A 20,975-nucleotide genomic window follows, 5' to 3' on the forward strand; every position below is an offset into this window, starting at 1 on the left:
CCCTGCACGAACGGCTGACGGCCGAGGGCCTCGAAGCCGTACGACCGGACGCCGCCGTCGTCTCCGTGCGCGCACCGTCCCCGGAGCGGGCCGTGCGCTGGGCCGCGGACTGCCGCGAGGCCGGTCTCGCCGTCGGCTGCTTCCGTCCCCCGTCGGTGCCTGACGGCATCTCACGGCTGCGGCTCACCGCCCGCGCGGACCTCACCGACGGGCAACTCGACCGTGCCGTACGCCTGATCATCGAAGCGCGGCGATAAAACCCTCCCAGGCGGCGGGGGCGAAGAGCAGGGCGGGTCCCGACGTGTTCTTCGAGTCGCGCACCGCGAGCAGTCCGGCCCACGGTCCGGATCCCGGACGGGCCGTCTCGACGCAGTTGTTCATTCCCGTGCTGCGGCTGCTGCGCTGCCACCGCACACCGTGCAGACGGGTGCTCGAAGGTAGGGACCGAGGCAGGGGGGTGGGCATGGTGCCTCCTTATGCGCCGTGAGCTACACCGGCGATGAAATCCAACGTTTCCTCGGGCGAAAGGGCGTGGACCTGAAGGGAGTCGAAGGCCTCGCTGTAGGCCTGGAGGTCTTCTTTCCGTTCGAGATAGAGGCTACTCGTCAAGTGGTCGAGAACAACCACATCCAGATCAGATGTGCTCGGAAACGAAAAAATAACAAAGGGCCCTGTCACGCCGACATGAGCTCCAACTCCGAACGGCAGCACCTGAATCCGCACGTGAGGGAGTTGCGCGGCTTCCCCGAGGTGCTCCAACTGCCGTGCCATGACACCCGGTCCGCCGACCGTCCGTCGTAGGGCCGCCTCGTCGAGAACCGCACTCAGTCGGAGCGGTGGATTCGAACGCAGTACGTCCTGGCGGGCGAGGCGCACCTCCACCAGCGCGTCGACCTTGTCGTCCGGCGCCCCGTCCACGGCTGCCAGGGTCACCTCGCGGGCGTACTCGGGCGTCTGCAGCAGTCCCGGCACGACGGAGTTCTCCAGCGTGCGCATCGCGCTGGCCTGTGACTCCAGGCTGATGAAGTCGCTGTAGGTGGACGGCAGAAGACCCCGGTAGGCGTGCCACCAGTGGTGCCGGCCGTTGTCGTCGGAGCCCGCCAGTACCACGAGCAACTCGCGCAGTTCCGCGTCCCGTACGTCGTACGCGTCGAGCAGCAGTTCCACGTCCGTCGGCTTCACCCCGCTGCGGCCGGTCTCGATCCGGCTCACCTTCGACTGGTGCCAGCCGACGAGCCGGGCCGCCTCGCCGCTCTTGAGGCCCGCACGGGCACGCAGGGCACGCAGTTCGGCGCCGAGTTTCCGGCGGCGCACAGCGGGACCGTACTGCATGGCCGTCTCCTTCCGACCGTCGCGCCGGCGCTATATCGTCCGGCGTCACGCCGACCGTAGAGGACAAACCGGCCCCCCGCCCAAATACGGTCGGCCGTCGCAGAGTTCACCGCTTCGAGCGACAGATATATGCATATCTCGGTGGATCGGCACCGCGAACGCCGAGGTAGTGGCACTCTGGCGCAAGCACCAGTCCGGGACCGTACTCGAAGTCATCCGCTTCGTGTCGGACTCCGGTCCCGTGGGAAAGGGACGACCTCGCCATGGCAGACCACCAGGAAGCATCCGTCACTCTGCCGAGCGATCCCGCCTCGGTCTACGCCGCCCGCACCTACGTCATGAACGTGCTGGCCGAATGGGGACTTCCATCCGACACGGAGGCGGCCGACACAGTCCGGCTCATCGTCTCGGAACTCGCCACCAACGCCGTACAGCACACGTTCGGGCAGTCGCCCACCTTCACGGTGGACATCGAACTCGACCGCGACGAACAGTTGCGCATCGGCGTGACCGACAGTCACCCGCGCTTCCCGAAACGTTTGCCCGCCGCCGTCCAGCAGGACAACGGCCGCGGCATGGTGATCGTCCGCTGGCTGACGGTCGAGTGCGGCGGCAAGCTGACGGTCCGGCCCACCAGGGAGGGCGGCAAGACGGTCTCGATCATGATGCCCTGGACGGCACCGGTGCAGCCCGTGAGAGCGGACTGAGCGCCGTGCCCCGCTGGTGGCCTGAAGGGGCCCGCTAGTCCTCGTCGGCGGATTCCTGCATCAGATGGGGGATCAGCGCCCACAGCCCCGCGCAGACGACCAGGGTGGTCGCGCCGGCCGCGATACCGCCTGCCCGGCCCGTCGCCACGTCCACGACGAGCAGGACCGAACCGGAGAGGGCGAGCGCGAGCACGCCGAGCCCGATCTGGGCCAGATGCGAGGAGGCGTTCACGACCTGCGGCTTGGCGCCCTGCTGGAACAGCCGGCGGTGCAGCGCGGCCGGGGCCGTGAAGAGGGCGGCGGCCAGTACCGAGAGCAGCAGCGTGACGACATACGTGGCGCGCTGGAACGAGTCCAGGGAGGGGAAGCGCGGGGTGAACGCGAGGGTGAGCAGGAAGGCGAACAGGATCTGCACCCCGGTCTGCGTGACCCGCAGCTCCTGGAGCAGTTCGTTGAAGTTGCGGTCGGCGCGCTCGAGCCGGGTCTCGTTGCGTTCCTCGTGGTGATGAAGGTCGCCCATGAGTGAAGGAGTAACCACTCAGCCGCGAATATCACGCTCCGGGCCCCGGGAGGTGGCCGCGGCGATCACCGCGCCCACCTCCCGGGCGGGTCACCTGACCCGGCCGTACCAGACGCTCTTCGTCCAGATCTTCTGGAGCTTCACGACTTCCCCGGTTTTCGGGGAGTGCCAGATCCGTCCCTTCCCGGCGTAGATGCCGACGTGGTAGACGTTCCGGCCCGAGTGGAAGAAGACCAGGTCTCCCTGCTTGCGGTTCGAAGCGGAGACATGGTTCGTCTTGTTGTACTGCGCGGCGGCCGTACGCGGCAGGGACTTGCCCGCCTTCTTGAACGAGTAGAGCGTGAGGCCGGAGCAGTCGAAGCGCTTGGGCCCCACGGCCCCGTACTTGTACGGGGAGCCCTTCTTGGAGGCCGCTACCTGGAGTGCCTTCGTCGCGGGTGTGGCCGCTTCCGCGCCGGACGTGAATCCGGGGGCCACGATGCCGCCGCCGACAGCGGCGATGGTGAGAGCCGATGCGGTACCGGCCCTGCTGAACAGCGACGGGACACGATTGAGCGCAGTCATGCGCAACCCTTCGTCAGCCGCCTGTGAAGGATGACCTGTCGGATTCGGGCTGGCGAAGTTGCCCGGCCGCTGACGCGGCTTCACCCCAAGGGCTGCTCGGCCCGGTCATGGCGTGACCGTTCCGGCGACCCGTCGTGCCTGGGTCCTCCACTCCTGCCGATCCACTTCTGTCGACCGGTCATCCGGGCGGCGGCAGGACTCGGCGTCCGCCCGGATCGCCCCGCCGCTTGTGGCGGGGGCTTGTCGTCGGAAGGGATCTTGACGCACGGATGTCCCAAAAGCCGAGCGGAATCGGCGTTTTGTGGGCTTACTCACCACTCACCCGTTCGGGTGGACAGCCTTTCCCACGGGAGGGTGTCGAGGGGGTCGACGACCCTCGTACCAGCACCGGAACGTCTGATTCCGTACGGAGGCCACGCGTGTTGCGCAACTCCCACGGGCCTGTAAAAGCAGCTCTGGCTACGCTGTTCGGTGGTACGCCTTTCGGTCCGTTTGAACCCTGACCCGGACGTCCCGTCAGATGCCTGCGTGACGCCGGGTCCGTGGCGGTACGTCAGCTGTCGGAGCGCGGCGGTAGCGCGATCCGGCCCGCTCGGCGCTCACCGTCGAGGACGCGCAGCGCCCGCGCCAGGGTCGGCGCGTGCACCTCGTGCTCGCCGCGTTGGTGCATCAGGGCCAGCGCGTCACGCAGCGCGGCAGCCTTGCCGACCAGGGCCTGGGCGGCCCGCAGCCCCCGGTAGGTGTCCCCGGAGTGGGCCGGGTTGATCCGGCCGAGCAGGTCCACCACTTCGAGGTAACGGTCGATCAGCTCGCCCTCGGCGCGGGTCAGGGCCGGCAGCGGCGGCAACTCGGGTGGGAGCATCGGCCGCTCACCTCGCGCCGCGTGCGCTCTGGGTGGACTTCCGGCTCGCGACGATCCGGTCGACCAGTCCGTAGTCCAGCGCCGCCTGCGCGTCCAGGATCTTGTCCCGCTCGATGTCCGCACCGATCCGCTCCCGGCTCTGGCCCGAATGACGGGCGAGCCTCTCCTCCAGCTGCTCACGGGTACGCATCAACTCGTCGGCCTGAATGGCCAGGTCGGACGCCTGTCCCTGGACGGGCTCGGAGAACGACGGCTGGTGGATCAGCACGCGGGCGCCCGGCAGCGCGTACCGCTTCCCCGGTGTGCCGGCCGCGAGCAGCACAGCCGCGGCCGACGCCGCCTGTCCCAGGCAGATGGTCTCCACCTCACAGCTGACGAACTGCATCGTGTCGTAGACGGCCGTCATCGCACTGAACGAGCCGCCGGGGGAATTGATGTAGAGCGAGATGTCCCTGTCGGGCGCCTGGTACTCGAGGTGCATGAACTGCGCCATCACGTCGTTCGCCGAGACGTCGTCGATCGGCGTCCCGAGGAACACGATCCGCTCCTCCAGCAGCTTCGAGTACGGATCCATGGTCCGGCTCCCCGAACTGGTGCGTTCGGTGAACTCGGGCAGGACATGGCGGGCGGACGGTCGGGTCATGACACACGCTCCTCCGGGAGAGGTTCTGTAAAAAATGTACAGGACGTACATGACGTTATGATGGGGAGCATGGCCTACGAGATTCCGGTGACGCAAGCCAGGGCTGAGCTCGCCGACCTGATCAACCGGGTGGTGTACGGCGGTGAGCGCGTCGTCGTGACGCGGCACGGGAAGCCGCTTGTCGCTCTCGTGTCCGCGGCTGACCTGGAGCGACTGGAGAAACTCGACGCGGCGATCGAGGCGGGCGTGGAGTCGCCGGTGGTCAGTGCGGTGTCGAGTGTTCGGGAGGTGGGTTCCGCTCCTCGCGAACGGCAGCGGTTCGGGATTGCGGCGGAGCATCGGGGGTCGGGGGCGTCTTAGGCGGCTTGTGGGGTGGGTGGTTGCGCTTGTGTGCCGGGTGCGGGTGGGCGGGGGCTTGTCGCGCAGTTCCCCGCGCCCCTGGGTGGGTTGGGCTGAGGTGTGCTCGCAAGGCTCAGCAGGCAATCGCACAAGATCGTGTGCCCCTTGAACGCGTATGACCGCTAAACACGTATGACCGTGCACCCCTGTCCGCTACTTCAGGGGTGCACGGTCGGTTTGTGGGGGTCAGTTCGCCGGGGTGGGCTCACGCACTGCGGGAGCCGGCTCGTTGGTCTCCCTGCGGCGCTTCAGCGCGCTGCCGAGGAGGACTGCGCCGACTCCCAGTGCGGCCCACCAGGTCAGGGTGAGGGCGGGGCCGGACGCGGCGGCTCCGTCGAAGAACGAGATCGAGCGGAGCAGTGAGACTCCGGCGCCCGGCGGCAGCCACTGGCCGATCGTCCCGACCGGGTCGGGCAGCATCTCGGGTGCCGTGGCGGCGCCGGAGAACGGGTTGCCGAGCAGCATCACGACGAGCCCGCCCAGTGCGATGCCCGGAGCGCCCAGCAGGGCCGCAAGGCCCGCGACGGCGGCGCCGACCGCCAGCGTGGCCAGGCCCAGGGCGGCCGCCTGGGCCCACCAGTTCCCGGTGAGTGCGCCGAGCCAGCTGCCGGCGAGCGCTGCCGCCACCAGGCCGACGAGTGCGGACGCACCGACCAGGGCGGTGATCGCGCGCCGCCCGCGCAGCCCGAGCAGGGTCACGACGGCTCCCGCGGCGATGCCCGCCAGTGTCAGGGGCAGCACGCTCGACGTCAGGGCCGAGCCGCGCGGGTCGTCCTCGGCGGCCGGTACGACGTCGACGGTCCGCACCTGGGCGCCGCCGGCCTGCCGGGTCACCGACTGCTGGAGCAGCTGGGCCACGAACGGGCTCGCGGCCGAGGCCGTCAGCAGCTTCGGCCCCTGCTCGGTGACGACCACCGCGCCGTATACGGTCCGGTCCTCGATGGCGTCCCGGGCGGCGGCCTCGTCGGCGTAGCGGTGGATCTCGAAGGCGCCCTCGTGTTCTGTGAGCTGCTTCTCGACCTGGGCGGCCGCTGTCGCCGGGCCCGCCACGCCGAGCGGAAGATCGCGCGGCGCGGTACGGGCCGCGGGCCACGCGAAGGCCCACAGGGCGAGCGCCACCAGCACGGGCACCAGTACGACGACTGCGACGACATGGCGGCCGTGCGACGACGGGGCCGGCTGTTGCGGCGACCGTGACGGCTGTGACGACTGCGGTGAGTGTGGCGGCGCGGTCCCGGTGTGCGTAGCGGATTCGGCGGACATGGTCTCTTCCCTCGGCGTGTGGTCGTGGGTGCTTGATGTGTGGATGTGGGCGAGCGTCCCGCTAAAAAGAAGGATCGTTCGTTTTGCTTGCTCCGTCACTGTCCTGCGGGTGCCGCGACTTGTCAAGAAGGAATGTTCGTTTTAGGTTTCGGTCATGGCTCGCGTATCCCAGGCACACCTCGACGCCCGCCGCCGCCAGATCCTCGACGGCGCGGCCCGCTGCTTCGCCCGTAACGGGTTCCATGCCACGTCGATGCAGGACGTGCTGAAGGAGGTGGACCTCTCGGCGGGCGCGGTCTACCGCTACTTCAGCGGCAAGGACGAGCTGATCGCGGCCATCGTCACCGAGGTCCTCGGAGGTATTCGCGAGGCCTTCGAAGAAGCCGCCCGGCAGACTCCGCCCCCGCCGCCGGACGTACTCGTGGGCCGGGTCATGACCCAGGTGCTCGGCCTCGGGGGCGGCGAGTCGAAACACGGGCTGGCGTGGGACGGGGAGGCGTCGTTCCCGCGGCTGATGATCCAGGTCTGGACGGAGACGCTCCGTGACAGCGAGCTGTCACAGGTGCTGCGTACGGGCTTCGTCACCGTGCGCGCGGCCTGGGTGAAGGTCGTCGAGGGCTATCAGGAGGCCGGGTTGATGCGCGCGGACATTCCCGCCGACCACGTCGCCAGGACGATGATCGCCACCGCCCAGGGGTTCGCCGCCCAGCAGGCGCTCTTCGGCTCGGCGCCCGTCGAGGTGATCCAGGACGGTCTGCGGGGGTTGATGAGCATGGAGCCGCCGCGCTGACGCCGACCGGTCCGAGCGCGCGGCACAGCCGACGATCCGGTCGGCTCGTTCTCCGTGATCCTCGTGCGAATCCCCGCGCGGCGGTTAACGTCCCTGAAATCCCGCGCAACTAGCCTGCACCACCACGTCACCAGGGGTTTTCGCAGCCCGGGACGCGCAGAGTCGCGCATTCCGGCCGCGTACCGCAGTCGCGTACTGCATCCGAATCCTTCGTGGTGGCTGCGGCAACCGGACCCCGCACGGTCCGGAGCGAGGACTGTGAGGTGGACGCCGTGCAACTGACGCCGCACGAGCAGGAGAGGCTGCTCATCCATGTGGCCGCCGATGTGGCCGAGAAGCGCCGGGCCCGGGGACTGAAGCTCAACCACCCCGAGGCCGTCGCCCTGATCACCTCGCACATCCTCGAAGGGGCCCGGGACGGCCGCACCGTGGCCGAACTCATGGCTTCCGGGCGCAAGATCCTCACCCGCGAGGACGTCATGGAGGGCATCCCCGAGATGATCCACGACGTCCAGGTGGAGGCCACCTTCCCGGACGGCACCAAGCTCGTCACCGTCCACGACCCGATCGTCTGACGGGGGAGCGGCAGCCATGATTCCCGGAGAGATCCTGTTCGCCGACGGACCCGTCGCCTTCAACGAAGGCCTCGAAGTCACCCGGCTCACCGTCCTCAACGCCGCCGACCGGCCCGTCCAGGTCGGCTCCCACTACCACTTCGCCGAGGCCAACCCCGGTCTGGACTTCGACCGCGCCGCCGCGCGCGGCAAGCGGCTCAACGTCGCCGCAGGCACGGCCGTGCGCTTCGAGCCCGGGATCCCCGTCGACGTGGAACTCGTCCCGCTCACCGGCGCCCGTGTCGTGCCCGGCCTGCGCGGCGAGACCGGAGGTGCCCTCGATGCCTGAGATCTCGCGTGCCGCGTACGCCGACCTGTTCGGCCCCACCACCGGCGACCGCATCCGGCTCGCCGACACCGATCTGCTCGTCGAGATCGAGGAGGATCGTTCCGGCGGTCCCGGACGCGCCGGTGACGAGGCCGTGTTCGGCGGCGGCAAGGTCATCCGCGAGTCCATGGGCCAGTCGCGTGCTACGCGCGCAGACGGCACCCCGGACACCGTCATCACGGGTGCGGTGATCATCGACCACTGGGGGATCATCAAGGCCGACGTCGGCATCCGCGATGGCCGGATCACCGGAATCGGCAAGGCGGGCAACCCGGACACCATGGACGGGGTGCACCCGGACCTGGTGATCGGCCCGGAGACCGAGATCATCGCGGGGAACGGGCGGATCCTGACCGCGGGGGCGATCGACGCCCATGTGCACCTGATCTGTCCGCAGATCGCCGACGAGGCGCTGGCATCCGGGATCACGACGCTCATCGGCGGCGGCACCGGTCCGGCCGAGGGTTCCAAGGCGACCACCGTCACGCCCGGCCCCTGGCACCTGGCCCGGATGCTGGAGGCGATGGAGGAGTACCCGCTCAACTTCGGGCTCCTCGGCAAGGGCAACACCGTCTCCGAGGAGGCGATGCTCTCCCAGCTGCGCGGCGGGGCGCTCGGCCTCAAGCTGCACGAGGACTGGGGCTCCACGCCCGCCGTCATCGACGCGGCGCTCACGGTGGCGGACCGGACCGGCGCGCAGATCGCCATCCACACGGACACCCTCAACGAGGCCGGGGTCGTGGCCGACACGCTCGCCGCGATCGCGGGGCGCACCATCCACGCGTACCACACGGAGGGTGCCGGCGGCGGGCACGCGCCGGACATCATGACCGTGGTCTCCGAGGGGCACGTGCTCCCCAGCTCGACCAACCCGACCCGGCCCTACACCGTCAACACCGCCGAGGAACACCTCGACATGCTGATGGTCTGCCACCACCTCAACGCGGCCGTGCCCGAGGACCTCGCCTTCGCCGAGTCCCGGATCCGGCCCACCACCATCGGGGCCGAGGACATCCTGCACGACCTCGGCGCGATCTCGATCATCTCCTCCGACGCACAGGCCATGGGGCGTGTGGGCGAGGTCATCATGCGCACCTGGCAGACGGCCCACGTCATGAAGCGGCGGAGGGGTGCGCTGCCCGGGGACGGACGTGCGGACAATCACCGTGTACGTCGCTATGTCGCCAAGTACACAATCAACCCGGCCCTCGCCCAGGGGCTCGCCCGCGAGGTCGGCTCAGTCGAGACCGGGAAGCTCGCCGACCTCGTGCTGTGGGAGCCCGCGTTCTTCGGCGTCAAGCCGCATCTCGTCGTCAAGGGCGGCCAGATCGCGTACGCGCAGATGGGCGACGCCAACGCGTCCATTCCCACGCCGCAGCCGATTCTGCCCCGGCCGATGTTCGGGGCGATCGGGCGGGCGCCCGCCTCCAACTCCTTCAACTTCGTGGCGCCGATCGCGATCGAGGACGGGCTGCCCGAGCGGCTCGGGCTCGGCAAGCGGTTCGTGTCGATCGAGTCGACGCGTGGGGTGACCAAGGCGGACATGCGGGAGAACGACGCGCGGCCGCGGGTGCAGGTCGATCCCGACAGCTTCGCCGTCACGATCGACGGGGAGCTGGTGGAGGCCACTCCGGCCGCCGAACTGCCCATGGCTCAGCGGTACTTCCTGTTCTGACTTCCTGTTCTGACTTCCTGTTCTGACTTCCTGTTCTGGTTTGCTGTTCTGGTTTGCTGTTCCGGCTTTCCGACTCCGAATCTGCGTTCTGAGGCCCGTCATGTCGCGTGCTGCGTTGCTTGTGCTGGCCGACGGTCGGTTTCCCGCCGGGGGGCATGCCCACTCCGGTGGGGCCGAGGCGGCGGTCAAGGCCGGGCGGATCACCGGAGCGGGGAGTCTGGAGGAGTTCTGCCGGGGGCGGTTGCACACGGCGGGGCTGGTGTCCGCCTCGCTCGCCGCGGCCGCCGCCCTCGGGCTCGATCCCGTGGAACTGGACGGTGCCGCGGACGCGCGTACGCCCTCCCTCGCCCTGCGGGTCGCCGCCCGGAAGCTCGGGCGGCAGTTGATGCGGGCCGCTCGGGCGACGTGGCCGTCCGCCGAACTCGACGCGCTGGCCCGGGAGTTCCCCAAGGGCGCCCATCAGCCGGTCGTTCTCGGGCTGGCTGCCCGGGCGGCGGGGCTCGGGGCGGAGGATGCCGCGTACTGCGCTCTGTACGAGAGTGTCAGTGGGCCGGCGAGTGCGACGGTGCGGTTGCTGAGTCTTGATCCGTTCGATGCGACCGGGGTGTTGGCTCGGCTGGCGCCCGAGCTCGATCTGGTGGCGGAACAGGCGAGTGCGGCGGCGCTGAGTGCGTTGGAGGGCGGGGTCGGGGTGCTGCCTGCGGCTTCCGCGCCGGTGCTGGAGATCAGTGCGGAGGTGCATGCTGCTTGGGCCGTGCGGTTGTTTGCCTCGTAGGGGTTTTCCTCGCCCCTGCCGCCCCTACCCATTCCCGTCCCTTTCTGGGGCTGCGCCCCCAGGCCCCCGCCATCGGCCTGAACGGCCTCGTCCTCAAACGCCGGACGGGCTGAGATGTGCCCGAGCCAGTTGAAGAAGTGGAGCCGTATCCATGCATCTTGACCACTCCCACGATGGTGCCTCCGCCGTGAGCGCCGACGCCCACCGGCCCGACGGGCGGCGGCGGGCCCTGCGGATCGGGCTCGGGGGGCCCGTCGGGTCCGGGAAGACGGCCACCGTGGCGGCGCTCTGCCGGGTTCTGCGGGACGAGCTGTCGTTGGCGGTTGTCACCAATGACATCTATACGCGTGAGGACGCCGAGTTCCTGTTGCGGGAGGCCGTGTTGCCGCCGGAGCGGATCACGGCTGTGGAGACCGGGGCCTGTCCGCACACGGCGATCCGGGACGACATCTCCGCGAATCTCGAAGCCGTCGAGGATCTGGAGGATGAGGTCGGGCCCCTGGATCTCGTTCTTGTCGAGTCCGGGGGCGACAACCTCACTGCGACCTTCAGTCGAGGGCTTGTCGACGCTCAGATCTTTGTGATCGACGTCGCGGGCGGGGACGACATTCCGCGTAAGGGTGGGCCTGGGGTCACCACCGCGGACCTGCTCGTCGTCAACAAGACCGACCTCGCTCCGTACGTCGGCTCCGACCTGGGGCGGATGGCCGCCGACGCCAAGGCGCAGCGGGCCGAACTGCCGGTGGTGTTCCAGTCGTTGCGGGCCGAGGACGGGGTGAAGGACGTCGCCGCCTGGGTGCGGGTGCAGCTCGCCGCGTGGACGGCATGACGGCCGGAGACGCAGGCGTGGCCGGGGTGCGTGCCCTCGCGCGGATCGGGGCACGGGCCGACGGGCGGGGCGGTACTGCCCTGCCCACGCTGGAGGGGCAGGGGCCGCTCGCCCTGCGTCGCACGCGGGCGAGTGGTTCCGAGGCGCGCGTCATGCTGGTCGGCGCGATGAGCGGGCCCCTGGGCGGCGACCACTTCACCGTCGAGGCAGAGGTCGGCGACGGTGCACGGCTGCATGTCGGGTCGGCCGCCGCCACCATCGCGCTGCCTGGGCAGGCCAAGGGCGAGGCGCGCTACGACGTACGGCTCACGGTGGCCGAAGAAGGTGAACTGCGCTGGCTGCCCGAGCAGTTGATCTCCGCCAACGGCAGCGAGTTGTGCGTCAGCACCGGTGTGGACCTTGCGGCCGGTGCGCGGCTGGTGCTGCGCGAGGAGCAGGTGCTCGGGCGGGCCAACGAGGAGCCCGGGCGGCTTGCCAGTCGGCTCACCGTGCGGCTCGACGGGCGTCCGCTGCTCGACCAGGAGCTCTCCTGCGGGCCCGGGGCGCCGGGCGGATGGGACGGTCCCGCCGTGCTCGCCGGGCATCGCGCGCTCGGGCAACTCATCGTCGTACGACCGGAGTTCGGCCGGAATCCGGTCGAGGCGCGGTTGCTGGGGGAGTACGCCGTGCTCACCCCGCTCGCCGGTCCCGGAGCTCTCGTGACCGCGCTCGCGCCCGACGCGCTGCGTCTGCGGCGCATCCTCGACGAGGCGCTCGGCGCACTCGCCTGAAACAAACCGCACCGCTCAACGGGCAGTGATGTTCCGGTTATCGGATTGGCAAAGAAGCCACTTCACCCCTGTTCTCAGGGACCTCACAGCCGGAAGGATCCCCCTACTGACCACAACGACAGTAGACAGTAGGGGGAGGACTCACTTGAGGGGTTTGAGAAGGGCGACGGCGTTCGGCTCGGCCGGAGCGCTCGTCACAGCGACGCTGATAGCCGGCGCCGTCGCGGCCCCGACGGCCAGCGCGGAGAGCCGCCACGGCCAGGACAGCCAGACGCGCGGCGCCGCGATCGCCGCCGCTCGCGCGGCCAAGGCAGGCATCGACTGGACGGACTGTCCGGCCGACTGGGGAATCGCGAAGCCCGTCCAGTGCGGCTGGGTGACCGTGCCGCTCGACTACGCGAAGCCCAACGGCAAGAAGATCAAGCTCGCCGTGGACCGCATCGGCAACACGGGTACGAAGGCGGAGCGCCAGGGCGCACTCGTCTACAACCCGGGCGGCCCCGGCGGCTCCGGACTGCGTTTCCCGCTCCGGGTCACCACCAAGAACCCGCTGTGGGTGAAGGCGTCCAAGGCGTACGACTTCGTGGGCTTCGACCCGCGCGGCGTCGGCCACTCGGCGCCCATCTCCTGCATCGACCCGCAGGAGTTCGTGAAGGCGCCGAAGATGGACCCGGTGCCGGACTCCGAGACCGACAAGCGCGCCCAGCGCAAGCTCGCCGCCGAGTACGCGGACGGCTGCGCCGAGCGCAGCGGCGACATGCTGCCGCAGATGACGACCCCCAACACCGTCCGTGACCTGGATGCCATCCGGGCCGCGCTCGGCGAGAAGAAGCTCAACTTCCTGGGCGTCTCGTACGGCACGTACATCGCCGCCGTCTACGGCACGATGTACCCGACCCACGTCCGCCGCATGATCGCGGACAGTGTCGTCAACCCGTCGCGCGAGAAGATCTGGTACGAGGCCAACCTCGACCAGGACGTCGCCTTCGAGATGCGCTGGAAGGACTGGCAGGACTGGGTCGCCAAGAACGACGCGGCCTTCCACCTCGGCGACACCCGGGCCAAGGTCCAGGAGCAGTGGCTGAAGCTGCGTGCCACCGCCAAGAAGAACCCCATCGGCGGGGTCGTCGGCCCGGCCGAGCTCATCGGCTTCTTCCAGAGCGCCCCGTACTACGACTCGTCGTGGGTGCCGGTCGCGACCGTCTTCAGCAAGTACGTCGCCGGTGACACCCAGGCACTTGTCGACGCCGCGGCCCCCGACCCGTCGGACACCGCGGGCAACATCGCCTCGGAGAACGGCAACGCCGTCTACACGGCCGTCGAGTGCACCGACGCCAAGTGGCCCACCAGCTGGAAGAAGTGGGACCGCGACAACACCGAGCTGCACAAGAACTACCCGTTCATGACGTGGGCCAACGCCTGGCTGAACCTGCCGTGCGCGACCTGGCCCGCCAAGCAGCAGACCCCGGTCAACGTGAAGTCCGGCAAGGGTCTGCCGCCCGTCCTGATCGTGCAGGCCACGCGTGACGCCGCCACTCCGTACGAGGGTGGCGTCGAGCTGCACAAGCGGTTCAAGGGCTCCCGCCTGATCACCGAGAAGGACGCGGGCTCGCACGGCGTGACCGGTCTGACCAACCCCTGCATCAACGAGCGGGTGGACACCTACCTGCTCACCGGCAAGGTCGACTCGGCCGACGTGACGTGCACCCCGCACGCCACGCCCAAGCCGTAGCGACAGCAGCAGTTGCAGTTGCAGTACGCGGATGAGGGGCGGCCGGGATTCCGGCCGCCCCTCGTTCATGCCCGCAGCCAGGCGTCCTCCGCCGCGTAGTCGAAGAGGTCGCCGTAGTTCTGGAACATCTTCGGGTACGCCTCCCGCCAGTCCCGGCCCGCCAGTTGACGCTCGATCCAGGCGACCGTGTCCGGCAGCGTCTCCGCGTACCGCACCACGGCCCGGTACCCCAACTCCCTTTCGGCGGCGGCCATGTCGCAGACCACCGGGTGTGGAACGGACCACGGGGTGTCGCCCACGGTCTCGGCGGGCGCGGGTCCGTCGACCAGGACGCTCTCGGACTCGACACGCATCACCGCGTCGATGGCGGCGGCGATCTCCGCCACTGTGGGCGCGTCGGGATCGACGGCGTTCAGCACCCGGGCGCCGGGCTTCCGCGCGGCCAGGCGGGCCAGCTCCGCGATGTTGTGGACGCTCGCCGGATGGAACCGGCTCTCCCCGCCGTACGCGAGTACGCGCCGACGCCGGCCGTCCAGGTTGCGCTTGACGAAGTACAGCTCGCGCGGGGTACGGCAGTGCGGCCCGTGGATCGCTCCCGCGCGCAACAGCGTGGTCGGCAACTCTTCGGTGGCGGCGAGGAGTTCACGCTCCAGACCGGCCTTGCGAGTGCTGTAGGAGGCTTCGCCCGGCGCGATGGTCCGCTGCTCCTCCGACAGGGGCACCGGATACTCCGGGAAGCCGTCGGGCTGCTCCTGCGTATCGAAGTTGCGGCCCTTGTCGTCCTCGTACACCGACAGGCTTGAGACCACCACGGCCGATCCGACGCGACCGGCCAGATTCGTCAACTGCCGTGCGTGCTCCGGCCCGTAGGCCACCATGTCCACCAGTACGTCGCAGCCGTCGCCGACCGCGGCGGCCAGGGCGGAGTCGTCCGCGCGGTCTGCCCGTGCCGTCCGTACCCCGTCGGGCCAGGACTCGTCCCGTCCGCCGCCCCGTGAGACGGCAGTCACCTCCCAGCCGTCCTTGGCGAGCGCCCCCACGGCCACCCGCCCGATCTGCCCCGTCGCTCCGATCACCACAGCTCGTCCCATGGGGCGACCGTAGGGCCCCGGCCGCCGGGATCCCATTGCATTAGCTGTGGGCAGATCGTCGCGGCCCGGCGGATGCCGGGCCGGTGACGGTCACCTCAGCGGCATACGGGGGAACTTGCGCTTCGCCTGGGCCGCCTTCTCGGCGGCCTCCTCCGCCTTGACGACGGCCGCGTACCGGTCGACGTACTCCTGCTCGGAGAGGGTGAGGATCGCGTACATGATCTCGTCGGTGATGGCGCGCAGAATCGCCTTCTCGTTCTCCATGCCGGCGTAGCGGGAGAAGTCGAGGGGCTTGCCGAAGCGGATCGCCACGGGGTGGATCCTCGGGATCTTCCGGCCCGGGGGCTGGGCCTCGAAGGTGCCGATCATCGCGCACGGGATGACCGGGACCCCGGCCTTGAGCGCCATCACCGCGACGCCGACCTTGCCCTTGTAGAGGCGGCCGTCGTGCGAGCGGGTGCCCTCCGGGTAGATTCCGAGCAGCTCGTCCTTGCTCAGTACCCCGAGGCCCTCGCGGATGGCCGCCTGGCCCGCGTCCTTGCCGGAGCGGTCCACCGGGATCTGCCCGGCGCTGCGGAAGAAGGCCGCCGTCAGCCGGCCTCTGACGCCCGGGCCGGTGAAGTACTCGGCCTTGGCGAGGAACGTGATGCGCCGCTTGAGGATCGCGGGCATCAGGAAGTGGTCCGAGAACGACAGGTGATTGCCTGCGACGATGGCCGCACCTGTCGCCGGTACGTGCTCCAGACCCTCGATCCTGGGGCGGAAGGTCAGCCGCAACAGCGGTCCCAGAATCACGTACTTGAGAACGTAATAGAACAAGGGGTCGCCCCTCACTTCACAGGATCGGCTCAACCGCCGCGTTCTGGCTGGTCAACAGGTGTGCTGCGGGACGCCAGTGTATGTGCAGAGGCGGTTCCCCGTAACCGTCTCCGAACGCACTCATGCTGCCCCGCTGCCCTCTTCCGGACCACCCGTCAGGGCAGTACCTGGCTCGATCCTGACGCGTCGCCGCTGCCCAACTGGTCGGCCAGGCAGGCGAGATACAGCGCCATGGTGGTCCGGTGCTCCCGCAGGGGCCGGCCGGTGATCTGCTCGATCTTGTTCATGCGGTAGACCACGGTGTTGCGGTGGACGTGCAGGGCCGCGGACGCCCGTACGAGGTTGAAGCCGTTCTCGCACCACGCGGTGATCGTGTCGCGGAGCACCGGCCAGTCCGGCTGGGCGCGCAGGTCCGTCGCGGTCAGGGCGAGCAGACGGTTGCGCGCGGGCTGGCCGACCGCGGCCAGGACCTGGTGGACCCGCAGATCGGTGATCAGATGGACAGGGGCACGGCCCGCCAGCCGGGCGCCGAGGCGCAGCGCGTCGCACGCGTCCTGGTACGAGTCGTGCAGGGCGCCGACCGTGCCGGCCGGTTCGCCGATCCCCGCGCGGGCCGTGAGACCGCCCTGCGCGGCGATCAGGTCGGTGACGCGCCGGCAGCCGACGGACAGGGCGTCCCCGGGCTGGTCCGGTTGGAGCCGGTGCAGTACGCCGATCCAGCCGGGGGCCGTCGTGGCGATGATGTCCTGCGGGTCGGCGAACACCTCGCGGACCGTGCGGAGCAGCTCCGAGCGGACCAGCGCCATGTCCCGCGTCGGCGTGCCGTGCCGACGGCCACCCGTGTCCGGCACGGTCACCTCGAACGCCACCGCGACCCGCCGCAGCCGCAGGTCGAAGCCCAGCTCGGCGGCCCGGAAGACGAGGAAGTCGCCCTCCACCACCTGCGGGTCGTACGAGGCGAGGTCGGCGAGGAGCTTCTCGGCCGCCCGTTCGGCGAGCAGCCGGGAGCGGAGCATCACCGACTCCCGGAGCAGGATCTCCGTCTGCCGCTTCACCAGCAGGCCGAAGCGGCGCACCTGGGCGGGAGTACCGGTGATCCCGACCGTCCCCACCGCCTGCCCGTCGGTGACCAGCGGCAGCGTGACACCCGGGCGTACGCCCTGGAGCTGATGGGCCTGCGACGCGTTGTGGGTGGCCGGTTCCTGTGTACGGATCACCTCGACGGACGCCTCGTGGAACGTGCCGACCCGGTGGGTGTCACCGCTGCCGATGACCATCCCGTCCGCGTCGGTGATCAGCACGTTGAAGCCGATGACCGCGGAGGTGTCCCCGGCGATCTCCTGGGCGAGCGACGGACTCAGCACGGGTTTTCCTCCCGTCGAGGGGACGGATCGGAGACGGACCGGGGGCGGGATCGGCTGTTGGTCGGTGGTGGATCGGCGATGGATCCGAGGTGCCGAAGTGGACGCACCGTACAGCAGACCGCGCGATTTCGGCCGCAAGTTCGTACGAAGTGAACGGTGACGCACGACCGGCCTGTCCCTAGCGTATGAGCCCATCACATCCCCGCCGGGGGCACAGCGCGGTGAACGGCGGGCCCCTTCACTGCCGATACCCGTGCCGTTACGGAAGGCCCAAGCCGATGATCCGTGTGCGCTCACTTGTCGCTGTTCTGTCAGCGATGCTCCTGATACCGGCGGTCGCCGGCTGTGGTTCGGACGGCGACGACGAACCGAAGAACGTGTCCGCGAAGACCGCCGCCCTGGGCACGATCACGCCAGGCGTGATCAAGGTCGCCGTCCAGCCGTACGCGCCCTACACCAGCGTCCAGGGCGACAGGATCGTCGGCCTGGACGGCGACATCCTCGCCTACGCGGCCAAGAAGCTCGGTCTTGAGGTCAAGCCCCAGGTGACGGACTTCGCGGGCATGCTCGCCGGGGTGCAGTCCCGCCGCGTGGACATCACCATCGGCGGCGTCGCCTGGTCCGCCGACCGGCAGAAACAGGGCCTGTTCACCGACCCGCCCTACTACTCGCCCCCGGCGATGGCCGTACGGTCCGGCAGGACGTACAAGACGGTCGACGACCTGAAGAGCCTGCAGCTCGGGACGGTCGAGGGGTACGTCTGGGTCAAGTCCATCCAGGCCGTGCCCGGCGCCGAACTGCACGCCTACCCCGACGCCAACGGCGTGTTCGACGACCTCGGAGCGGGCCGCGTGGACGTCGGCTTCCTCGACCCGCTGATCATCATCGCGGCGCAGAAGGAACGCCCGGAGCTGAAGATCGACACCCAGTACATGACGCCGCCAACTGCTGCGCAGGTCAAGGCGAAGCCGGCGTACGAGTACTTCCAGCCGTACCAGACCGGCTTCTACCTGCCCAAGAAGGCCACCAAGCTGGAGAAGGCCATCTCCGCGCAGATCGACGCGATGTACGAGAACGGCGAGCTGGAGAAGCTCGTCAAGAAGTACGGCGGCGACCCCGAGCAGTTCCTCAAGCCCTCCGCCGACGTCGCCACCGCGCGCCGGGGAGTGGACCGGCCCCAGGACTGGACGCCCCCGTCCATCGCGCAGTGAGGGGAGGAACATCCATGAACGACATCGCCTCCGGCCTCTTCCAGGTCCCCTGGTCCGAATACCGGCCCGACCTCCTCGACGCGCTCTGGCGCACCGTCTCCTACACGGCGGTGAGCTTCGTCGGCGCGGTCGCCCTCGGTCTCGCGGTGGCACTGCTGCGGCTCAGCAAGGCGTGGCCCGCGCGGGCCGTCGCCGCCGTCTACACCGAGGTCTTCAAGAACGTCCCGTTGCTGGCCATCATCTTCCTGACCTACTTCGGCCTGGCCTCCGCCGGGCTCCGGCTGGACGTGTTCACGGCCGGCTGTCTGAGCCTCGTCGTCTTCTACGCCGCCTACCTGTCCGAGATCTTCCGCTCCGCGATCAGCGGCGTACACGCCGGACAGACCGAGGCGGGCGAGGCGCTCGGGCTCGGCAGGACCGGCATCTTCAGCCACATCGTCCTGCCACAGGCGCTGAGGCAGGCGCTGCCCGGCACCAACACCATGCTGGTCGACCTGCTGAAGTCCACCTCGCTGCTCGTCACCGTCTCCGCCGCCGAGCTGATGTCCGAGGGACGGCTCATCACCTCGGCCACCTTCCGGGCACTGGAGGTCTACCTGGTCATCTCGGCCATCTACTTCGCCCTCTGCTACCCGCTCTCCCAGCTCCTCCTGCTGCTGGAGCGGAAGGTACGGGCCGGCGTTCCGCTGTCCCCGTGGCGCCGGCGCCGGATGCGGGCGGCCCGCGCCCTGCTCGCGAGCGACCTCGTCGTGGACGCCGACCGGAAGGAGGCGACGGTATGACCGAGCCCGTCACCACCACCAAGACCTCCACGCCTGTGGCCCCCGAGGCGGTCGTACGGATCGACGGGCTGAGCAAGTCCTTCGACGGGCGCCTCGTGCTCGACGACGTCCACCTGGAGGTCGGCCGGGGCCGCATCGTGAGCGTCATCGGCCAGAGCGGCGGCGGCAAGACGACCCTGATGCGCTGCGTCAACCTCCTCGAACGGCCCGACAAGGGCACGGTCGAGGTCGCCGGGGAGGTCGTGCACCAGGGCGGCCGTACGGTCTGCCGCGACCTGGCCCGGCTGCGCCGCACCGTCGGCATGGTCTTCCAGCGGTTCCACCTGTTCCCGCACCTCACGGCCGTCGAGAACGTCGTCCTCGCCCAGCGCAAGGCGGGCATCCCCGAACAGGAGGCGCTGGAACGGGCCGTCGCCCTGCTGCGCCGGGTCAAGGTCGCCCACCGCGCCCTCGCCCACCCCGACCAGCTCTCCGGCGGCGAGCAGCAGCGCGTCGCCATCGCCCGGGCCCTCGCGCTCAAGCCCGAGGTGCTCCTCTTCGACGAACCCACGTCCTCCCTGGACCCGGAGGCAACCCGGGAGGTCCTGAGCGTGATGCGCGAACTCGCCGCGGACGGGATGACCATGCTGCTGGTCACCCACGAACTCCCCTTCGCCCGCGAGGTGGCCGACCACGTCGTCTTCGTCGACGGCGGCCGGATCGTGGAGGAGGGCAGGCCCGAGGACGTCCTCGACAGCCCCGCCCAGGCCCGTACCCGGGAGTTCCTCGCCTCGTACGGAACCGCGTCATGACCGCTGCGTCCACTGCGGCAGGTACGACGGGACCGGTCGGCGACCACCCCGTCGTGGTCGTCGGAGGAGGTGTCGTCGGACTCTGCACGGCGTACTACCTGGCCGTGGCCGGTGTCCCCGTGGAGGTCGTCGAGCGGCGCGGCCTCGGCTCCGGCGTGTCCCGGGGCAACGCAGGCTGGGTCTGTCTCAGCCATTCGACGCCGGTGCCCGCTCCGGGTGTCGTGCGCTACGCGCTGCGTTCGCTGGGGCGGCCCGACTCACCGCTCTATCTGCGGCCGCTGCCGGACCCGGCGTTCGTACGGTGGCTGTGGCGGTTCTGGCGCAGCAGCACACCGGCCGCCTTCCGGCGCGGCTACGCGGCGATCGCCGAGCTCAACCAGGACACGTTCGACCTCTTCGACGGCCTGCGCGAGGCCGGGGTCGACACGACGCTGACCCGGCCCGGCATGGTGCACGCCTTCCTGTCGGCTACCGAGGCCCGGCACCATCTCGCGGTCCAGCGGGAGATGGCGGACGGCCGCTATCCGATGCCCGACGACGTGACCACGGGTCCCGAGGCGCGGCTGCTGGACGACGCGCTGTCGTCCCGGGTGCGGGCGGCCTATCTCGTCGAGGGGGAGGGCGTGGTCGACCCCGAGGCGTTCGCCCGGGCGCTCGGGGAGGCATTGGCGACCCTGGGCGTGAAGGTCCATGAGAACGCGGAGGCCACCGGGTTCCGGTCCACGGGTGGGCGGGTCACCGCGCTGCGCACCGCCCAGGGCGAGATTCCCTGTTCGGCCGTCGTGGTCGCCGCCGGGATGCGTTCGCCGGGTCTGCTGCGTGCCCTGGGGAGTCCGTTGCCCCTCCAGGCGGGCAAGGGTTACAGCTTCTCGGTGGACCTGGATCCGGCGCCCCGGCACACGCTGTACTTCGGCGAGCGCAGGGCTGTCGCGTCGCCCATCGGGGGTACGACGCGGATCGGCGGCACGATGGAGTTGAGCGGGAACAACAACCGCCTCGACTGGCGTCGCATCGTGGCTGTCGCGCTTGCGAGTCGGCACTATCTGGGGCGCTGGTTCGACGATCCGGACGACCTCGTCAGCCTGATCCGGGATCCCTGGGTGGGTGGGCGGCC

At 69.8% G+C, this 20,975-nt stretch carries 25 protein-coding genes and 1 riboswitch; of the genes, 15 read left to right on the forward strand and 10 right to left on the reverse strand.

What is annotated here, in order from left to right:
• Positions 1-257 (forward strand): aminotransferase class I/II-fold pyridoxal phosphate-dependent enzyme (locus O3Q52_RS24580; protein WP_269650922.1); only part of this gene is annotated, 257 nt, incomplete at its 5' end.
• On the opposite strand, the gene O3Q52_RS24585 is transcribed toward O3Q52_RS24580, so the two are convergent.
• Complete coding sequence (locus O3Q52_RS24585) at positions 238-465, reverse strand: DUF397 domain-containing protein (RefSeq protein ID WP_269650923.1); 228 nt, start codon at positions 463-465, stop codon at positions 238-240. The genes O3Q52_RS24580 and O3Q52_RS24585 overlap by 20 nt on opposite strands.
• Positions 466-474: 9 nt before the next feature.
• Positions 475-1,332 carry a helix-turn-helix transcriptional regulator gene (locus tag O3Q52_RS24590; protein ID WP_269650924.1) on the reverse strand — a complete coding sequence of 286 codons (858 nt, stop codon included), beginning with the start codon at positions 1,330-1,332 and terminating at the stop codon, positions 475-477.
• 263 nt (positions 1,333-1,595) lie between these two features.
• Between O3Q52_RS24590 and O3Q52_RS24595 the strand changes: the two genes are divergently transcribed.
• Positions 1,596-2,039 carry an ATP-binding protein gene (locus O3Q52_RS24595; RefSeq protein WP_269650925.1) on the forward strand — a complete coding sequence of 148 codons (444 nt, stop codon included), beginning with the start codon at positions 1,596-1,598 and terminating at the stop codon, positions 2,037-2,039.
• 34 nt (positions 2,040-2,073) lie between these two features.
• Here O3Q52_RS24595 and O3Q52_RS24600 read toward each other — a convergent pair whose 3' ends face one another.
• From O3Q52_RS24600 to O3Q52_RS24615, 4 genes are all read right to left on the reverse strand, one after another.
• Positions 2,074-2,559 (reverse strand): DUF6328 family protein, encoded by a 486-nt coding sequence (locus O3Q52_RS24600; RefSeq protein ID WP_269650926.1) that lies wholly within the window; start codon positions 2,557-2,559, stop codon positions 2,074-2,076.
• A gap of 90 nt (positions 2,560-2,649) precedes the next feature.
• Positions 2,650-3,123, reverse strand: a complete 474-nt coding sequence (locus O3Q52_RS24605; RefSeq protein WP_143643028.1) for a C40 family peptidase — start codon at positions 3,121-3,123, stop codon at positions 2,650-2,652.
• Between the two features lie 3 nt (positions 3,124-3,126).
• Positions 3,127-3,338: riboswitch (cyclic di-AMP (ydaO/yuaA leader) on the reverse strand.
• Positions 3,339-3,676: 338 nt separating this feature from the next.
• Complete coding sequence (locus tag O3Q52_RS24610; RefSeq protein ID WP_269650927.1) at positions 3,677-3,985, reverse strand: hypothetical protein; 309 nt, start codon at positions 3,983-3,985, stop codon at positions 3,677-3,679.
• A 7-nt stretch (positions 3,986-3,992) separates the two neighbouring features.
• On the reverse strand, positions 3,993-4,628 hold the full coding sequence (locus tag O3Q52_RS24615; RefSeq protein ID WP_269650928.1) for an ATP-dependent Clp protease proteolytic subunit: 636 nt from the start codon (positions 4,626-4,628) through the stop codon (positions 3,993-3,995).
• A gap of 69 nt (positions 4,629-4,697) precedes the next feature.
• Here O3Q52_RS24615 and O3Q52_RS24620 point away from each other — a divergent pair, with 69 nt between their 5' ends.
• Entirely contained in the window at positions 4,698-4,988 is a 291-nt protein-coding gene (locus O3Q52_RS24620) for a type II toxin-antitoxin system Phd/YefM family antitoxin (RefSeq protein WP_269650929.1), read from the forward strand.
• Positions 4,989-5,213: 225 nt separating this feature from the next.
• Here O3Q52_RS24620 and O3Q52_RS24625 read toward each other — a convergent pair whose 3' ends face one another.
• Positions 5,214-6,290: an ABC transporter permease gene (locus tag O3Q52_RS24625; RefSeq protein WP_269650930.1), complete on the reverse strand. Its 1,077-nt coding sequence runs from the start codon at positions 6,288-6,290 to the stop codon at positions 5,214-5,216.
• Between the two features lie 154 nt (positions 6,291-6,444).
• Here O3Q52_RS24625 and O3Q52_RS24630 point away from each other — a divergent pair, with 154 nt between their 5' ends.
• The 8 genes from O3Q52_RS24630 (at position 6,445) to O3Q52_RS24665 (ending at position 13,803) form a co-directional block, all read left to right on the forward strand.
• Positions 6,445-7,080: a TetR/AcrR family transcriptional regulator gene (locus O3Q52_RS24630; protein ID WP_269650931.1), complete on the forward strand. Its 636-nt coding sequence runs from the start codon at positions 6,445-6,447 to the stop codon at positions 7,078-7,080.
• A 272-nt stretch (positions 7,081-7,352) separates the two neighbouring features.
• Positions 7,353-7,655, forward strand: a complete 303-nt coding sequence (locus O3Q52_RS24635; RefSeq protein ID WP_055614092.1) for an urease subunit gamma — start codon at positions 7,353-7,355, stop codon at positions 7,653-7,655.
• Positions 7,656-7,671: 16 nt separating this feature from the next.
• On the forward strand, positions 7,672-7,983 hold the full coding sequence (locus O3Q52_RS24640) for an urease subunit beta (RefSeq protein WP_143642976.1): 312 nt from the start codon (positions 7,672-7,674) through the stop codon (positions 7,981-7,983).
• Positions 7,976-9,697, forward strand: a complete 1,722-nt coding sequence (locus tag O3Q52_RS24645) for an urease subunit alpha (protein ID WP_269650932.1) — start codon at positions 7,976-7,978, stop codon at positions 9,695-9,697. Before O3Q52_RS24640 ends, O3Q52_RS24645 begins: the two co-directional genes overlap by 8 nt.
• Before the next feature lie 100 nt (positions 9,698-9,797).
• Entirely contained in the window at positions 9,798-10,472 is a 675-nt protein-coding gene (locus O3Q52_RS24650; RefSeq protein WP_269650933.1) for an urease accessory protein UreF, read from the forward strand.
• Between the two features lie 151 nt (positions 10,473-10,623).
• Positions 10,624-11,301, forward strand: coding sequence for an urease accessory protein UreG (gene ureG / locus O3Q52_RS24655; protein ID WP_269650934.1), 678 nt, complete (start codon positions 10,624-10,626; stop codon positions 11,299-11,301).
• Entirely contained in the window at positions 11,298-12,071 is a 774-nt protein-coding gene (locus O3Q52_RS24660) for an urease accessory protein UreD (protein WP_269650935.1), read from the forward strand. Before ureG ends, O3Q52_RS24660 begins: the two co-directional genes overlap by 4 nt.
• 145 nt (positions 12,072-12,216) lie before the next feature.
• Complete coding sequence (locus O3Q52_RS24665; protein ID WP_269650936.1) at positions 12,217-13,803, forward strand: alpha/beta hydrolase; 1,587 nt, start codon at positions 12,217-12,219, stop codon at positions 13,801-13,803.
• 65 nt (positions 13,804-13,868) lie between these two features.
• On the opposite strand, the gene O3Q52_RS24670 is transcribed toward O3Q52_RS24665, so the two are convergent.
• The 3 genes from O3Q52_RS24670 to O3Q52_RS24680 all read right to left on the reverse strand — a co-directional run bounded on the left by O3Q52_RS24670 (position 13,869) and on the right by O3Q52_RS24680 (position 17,077).
• On the reverse strand, positions 13,869-14,882 hold the full coding sequence (locus O3Q52_RS24670) for an NAD(P)-dependent oxidoreductase (protein ID WP_269650943.1): 1,014 nt from the start codon (positions 14,880-14,882) through the stop codon (positions 13,869-13,871).
• 102 nt (positions 14,883-14,984) lie between these two features.
• The gene (locus O3Q52_RS24675; RefSeq protein WP_269650937.1) at positions 14,985-15,713 is read right to left on the reverse strand and encodes a 1-acyl-sn-glycerol-3-phosphate acyltransferase; all 729 of its coding nucleotides are present in this window, start codon (positions 15,711-15,713) and stop codon (positions 14,985-14,987) included.
• Positions 15,714-15,868: 155 nt separating this feature from the next.
• A complete protein-coding gene (locus O3Q52_RS24680; RefSeq protein WP_269650938.1) occupies positions 15,869-17,077 on the reverse strand; it encodes a sugar diacid recognition domain-containing protein in 1,209 nt (402 codons plus the stop codon).
• Between the two features lie 317 nt (positions 17,078-17,394).
• Between O3Q52_RS24680 and O3Q52_RS24685 the strand changes: the two genes are divergently transcribed.
• From O3Q52_RS24685 to O3Q52_RS24700, 4 genes are all read left to right on the forward strand, one after another.
• Positions 17,395-18,288, forward strand: a complete 894-nt coding sequence (locus O3Q52_RS24685) for an ABC transporter substrate-binding protein (protein ID WP_269650939.1) — start codon at positions 17,395-17,397, stop codon at positions 18,286-18,288.
• Positions 18,289-18,302: 14 nt separating this feature from the next.
• On the forward strand, positions 18,303-19,070 hold the full coding sequence (locus O3Q52_RS24690) for an amino acid ABC transporter permease (RefSeq protein WP_269650940.1): 768 nt from the start codon (positions 18,303-18,305) through the stop codon (positions 19,068-19,070).
• Entirely contained in the window at positions 19,067-19,861 is a 795-nt protein-coding gene (locus tag O3Q52_RS24695) for an amino acid ABC transporter ATP-binding protein (RefSeq protein WP_269650941.1), read from the forward strand. Before O3Q52_RS24690 ends, O3Q52_RS24695 begins: the two co-directional genes overlap by 4 nt.
• A partial coding sequence (locus O3Q52_RS24700) for an FAD-binding oxidoreductase (RefSeq protein WP_269650942.1) occupies positions 19,858-20,975 on the forward strand: 1,118 nt, incomplete at its 3' end. The genes O3Q52_RS24695 and O3Q52_RS24700, both read left to right, overlap by 4 nt.

It is taken from the genome of Streptomyces sp. ActVer, from assembly GCF_027270795.1.
In the GTDB taxonomy this organism is placed as follows: Bacteria; Actinomycetota; Actinomycetes; order Streptomycetales; family Streptomycetaceae; genus Streptomyces; species Streptomyces umbrinus_A.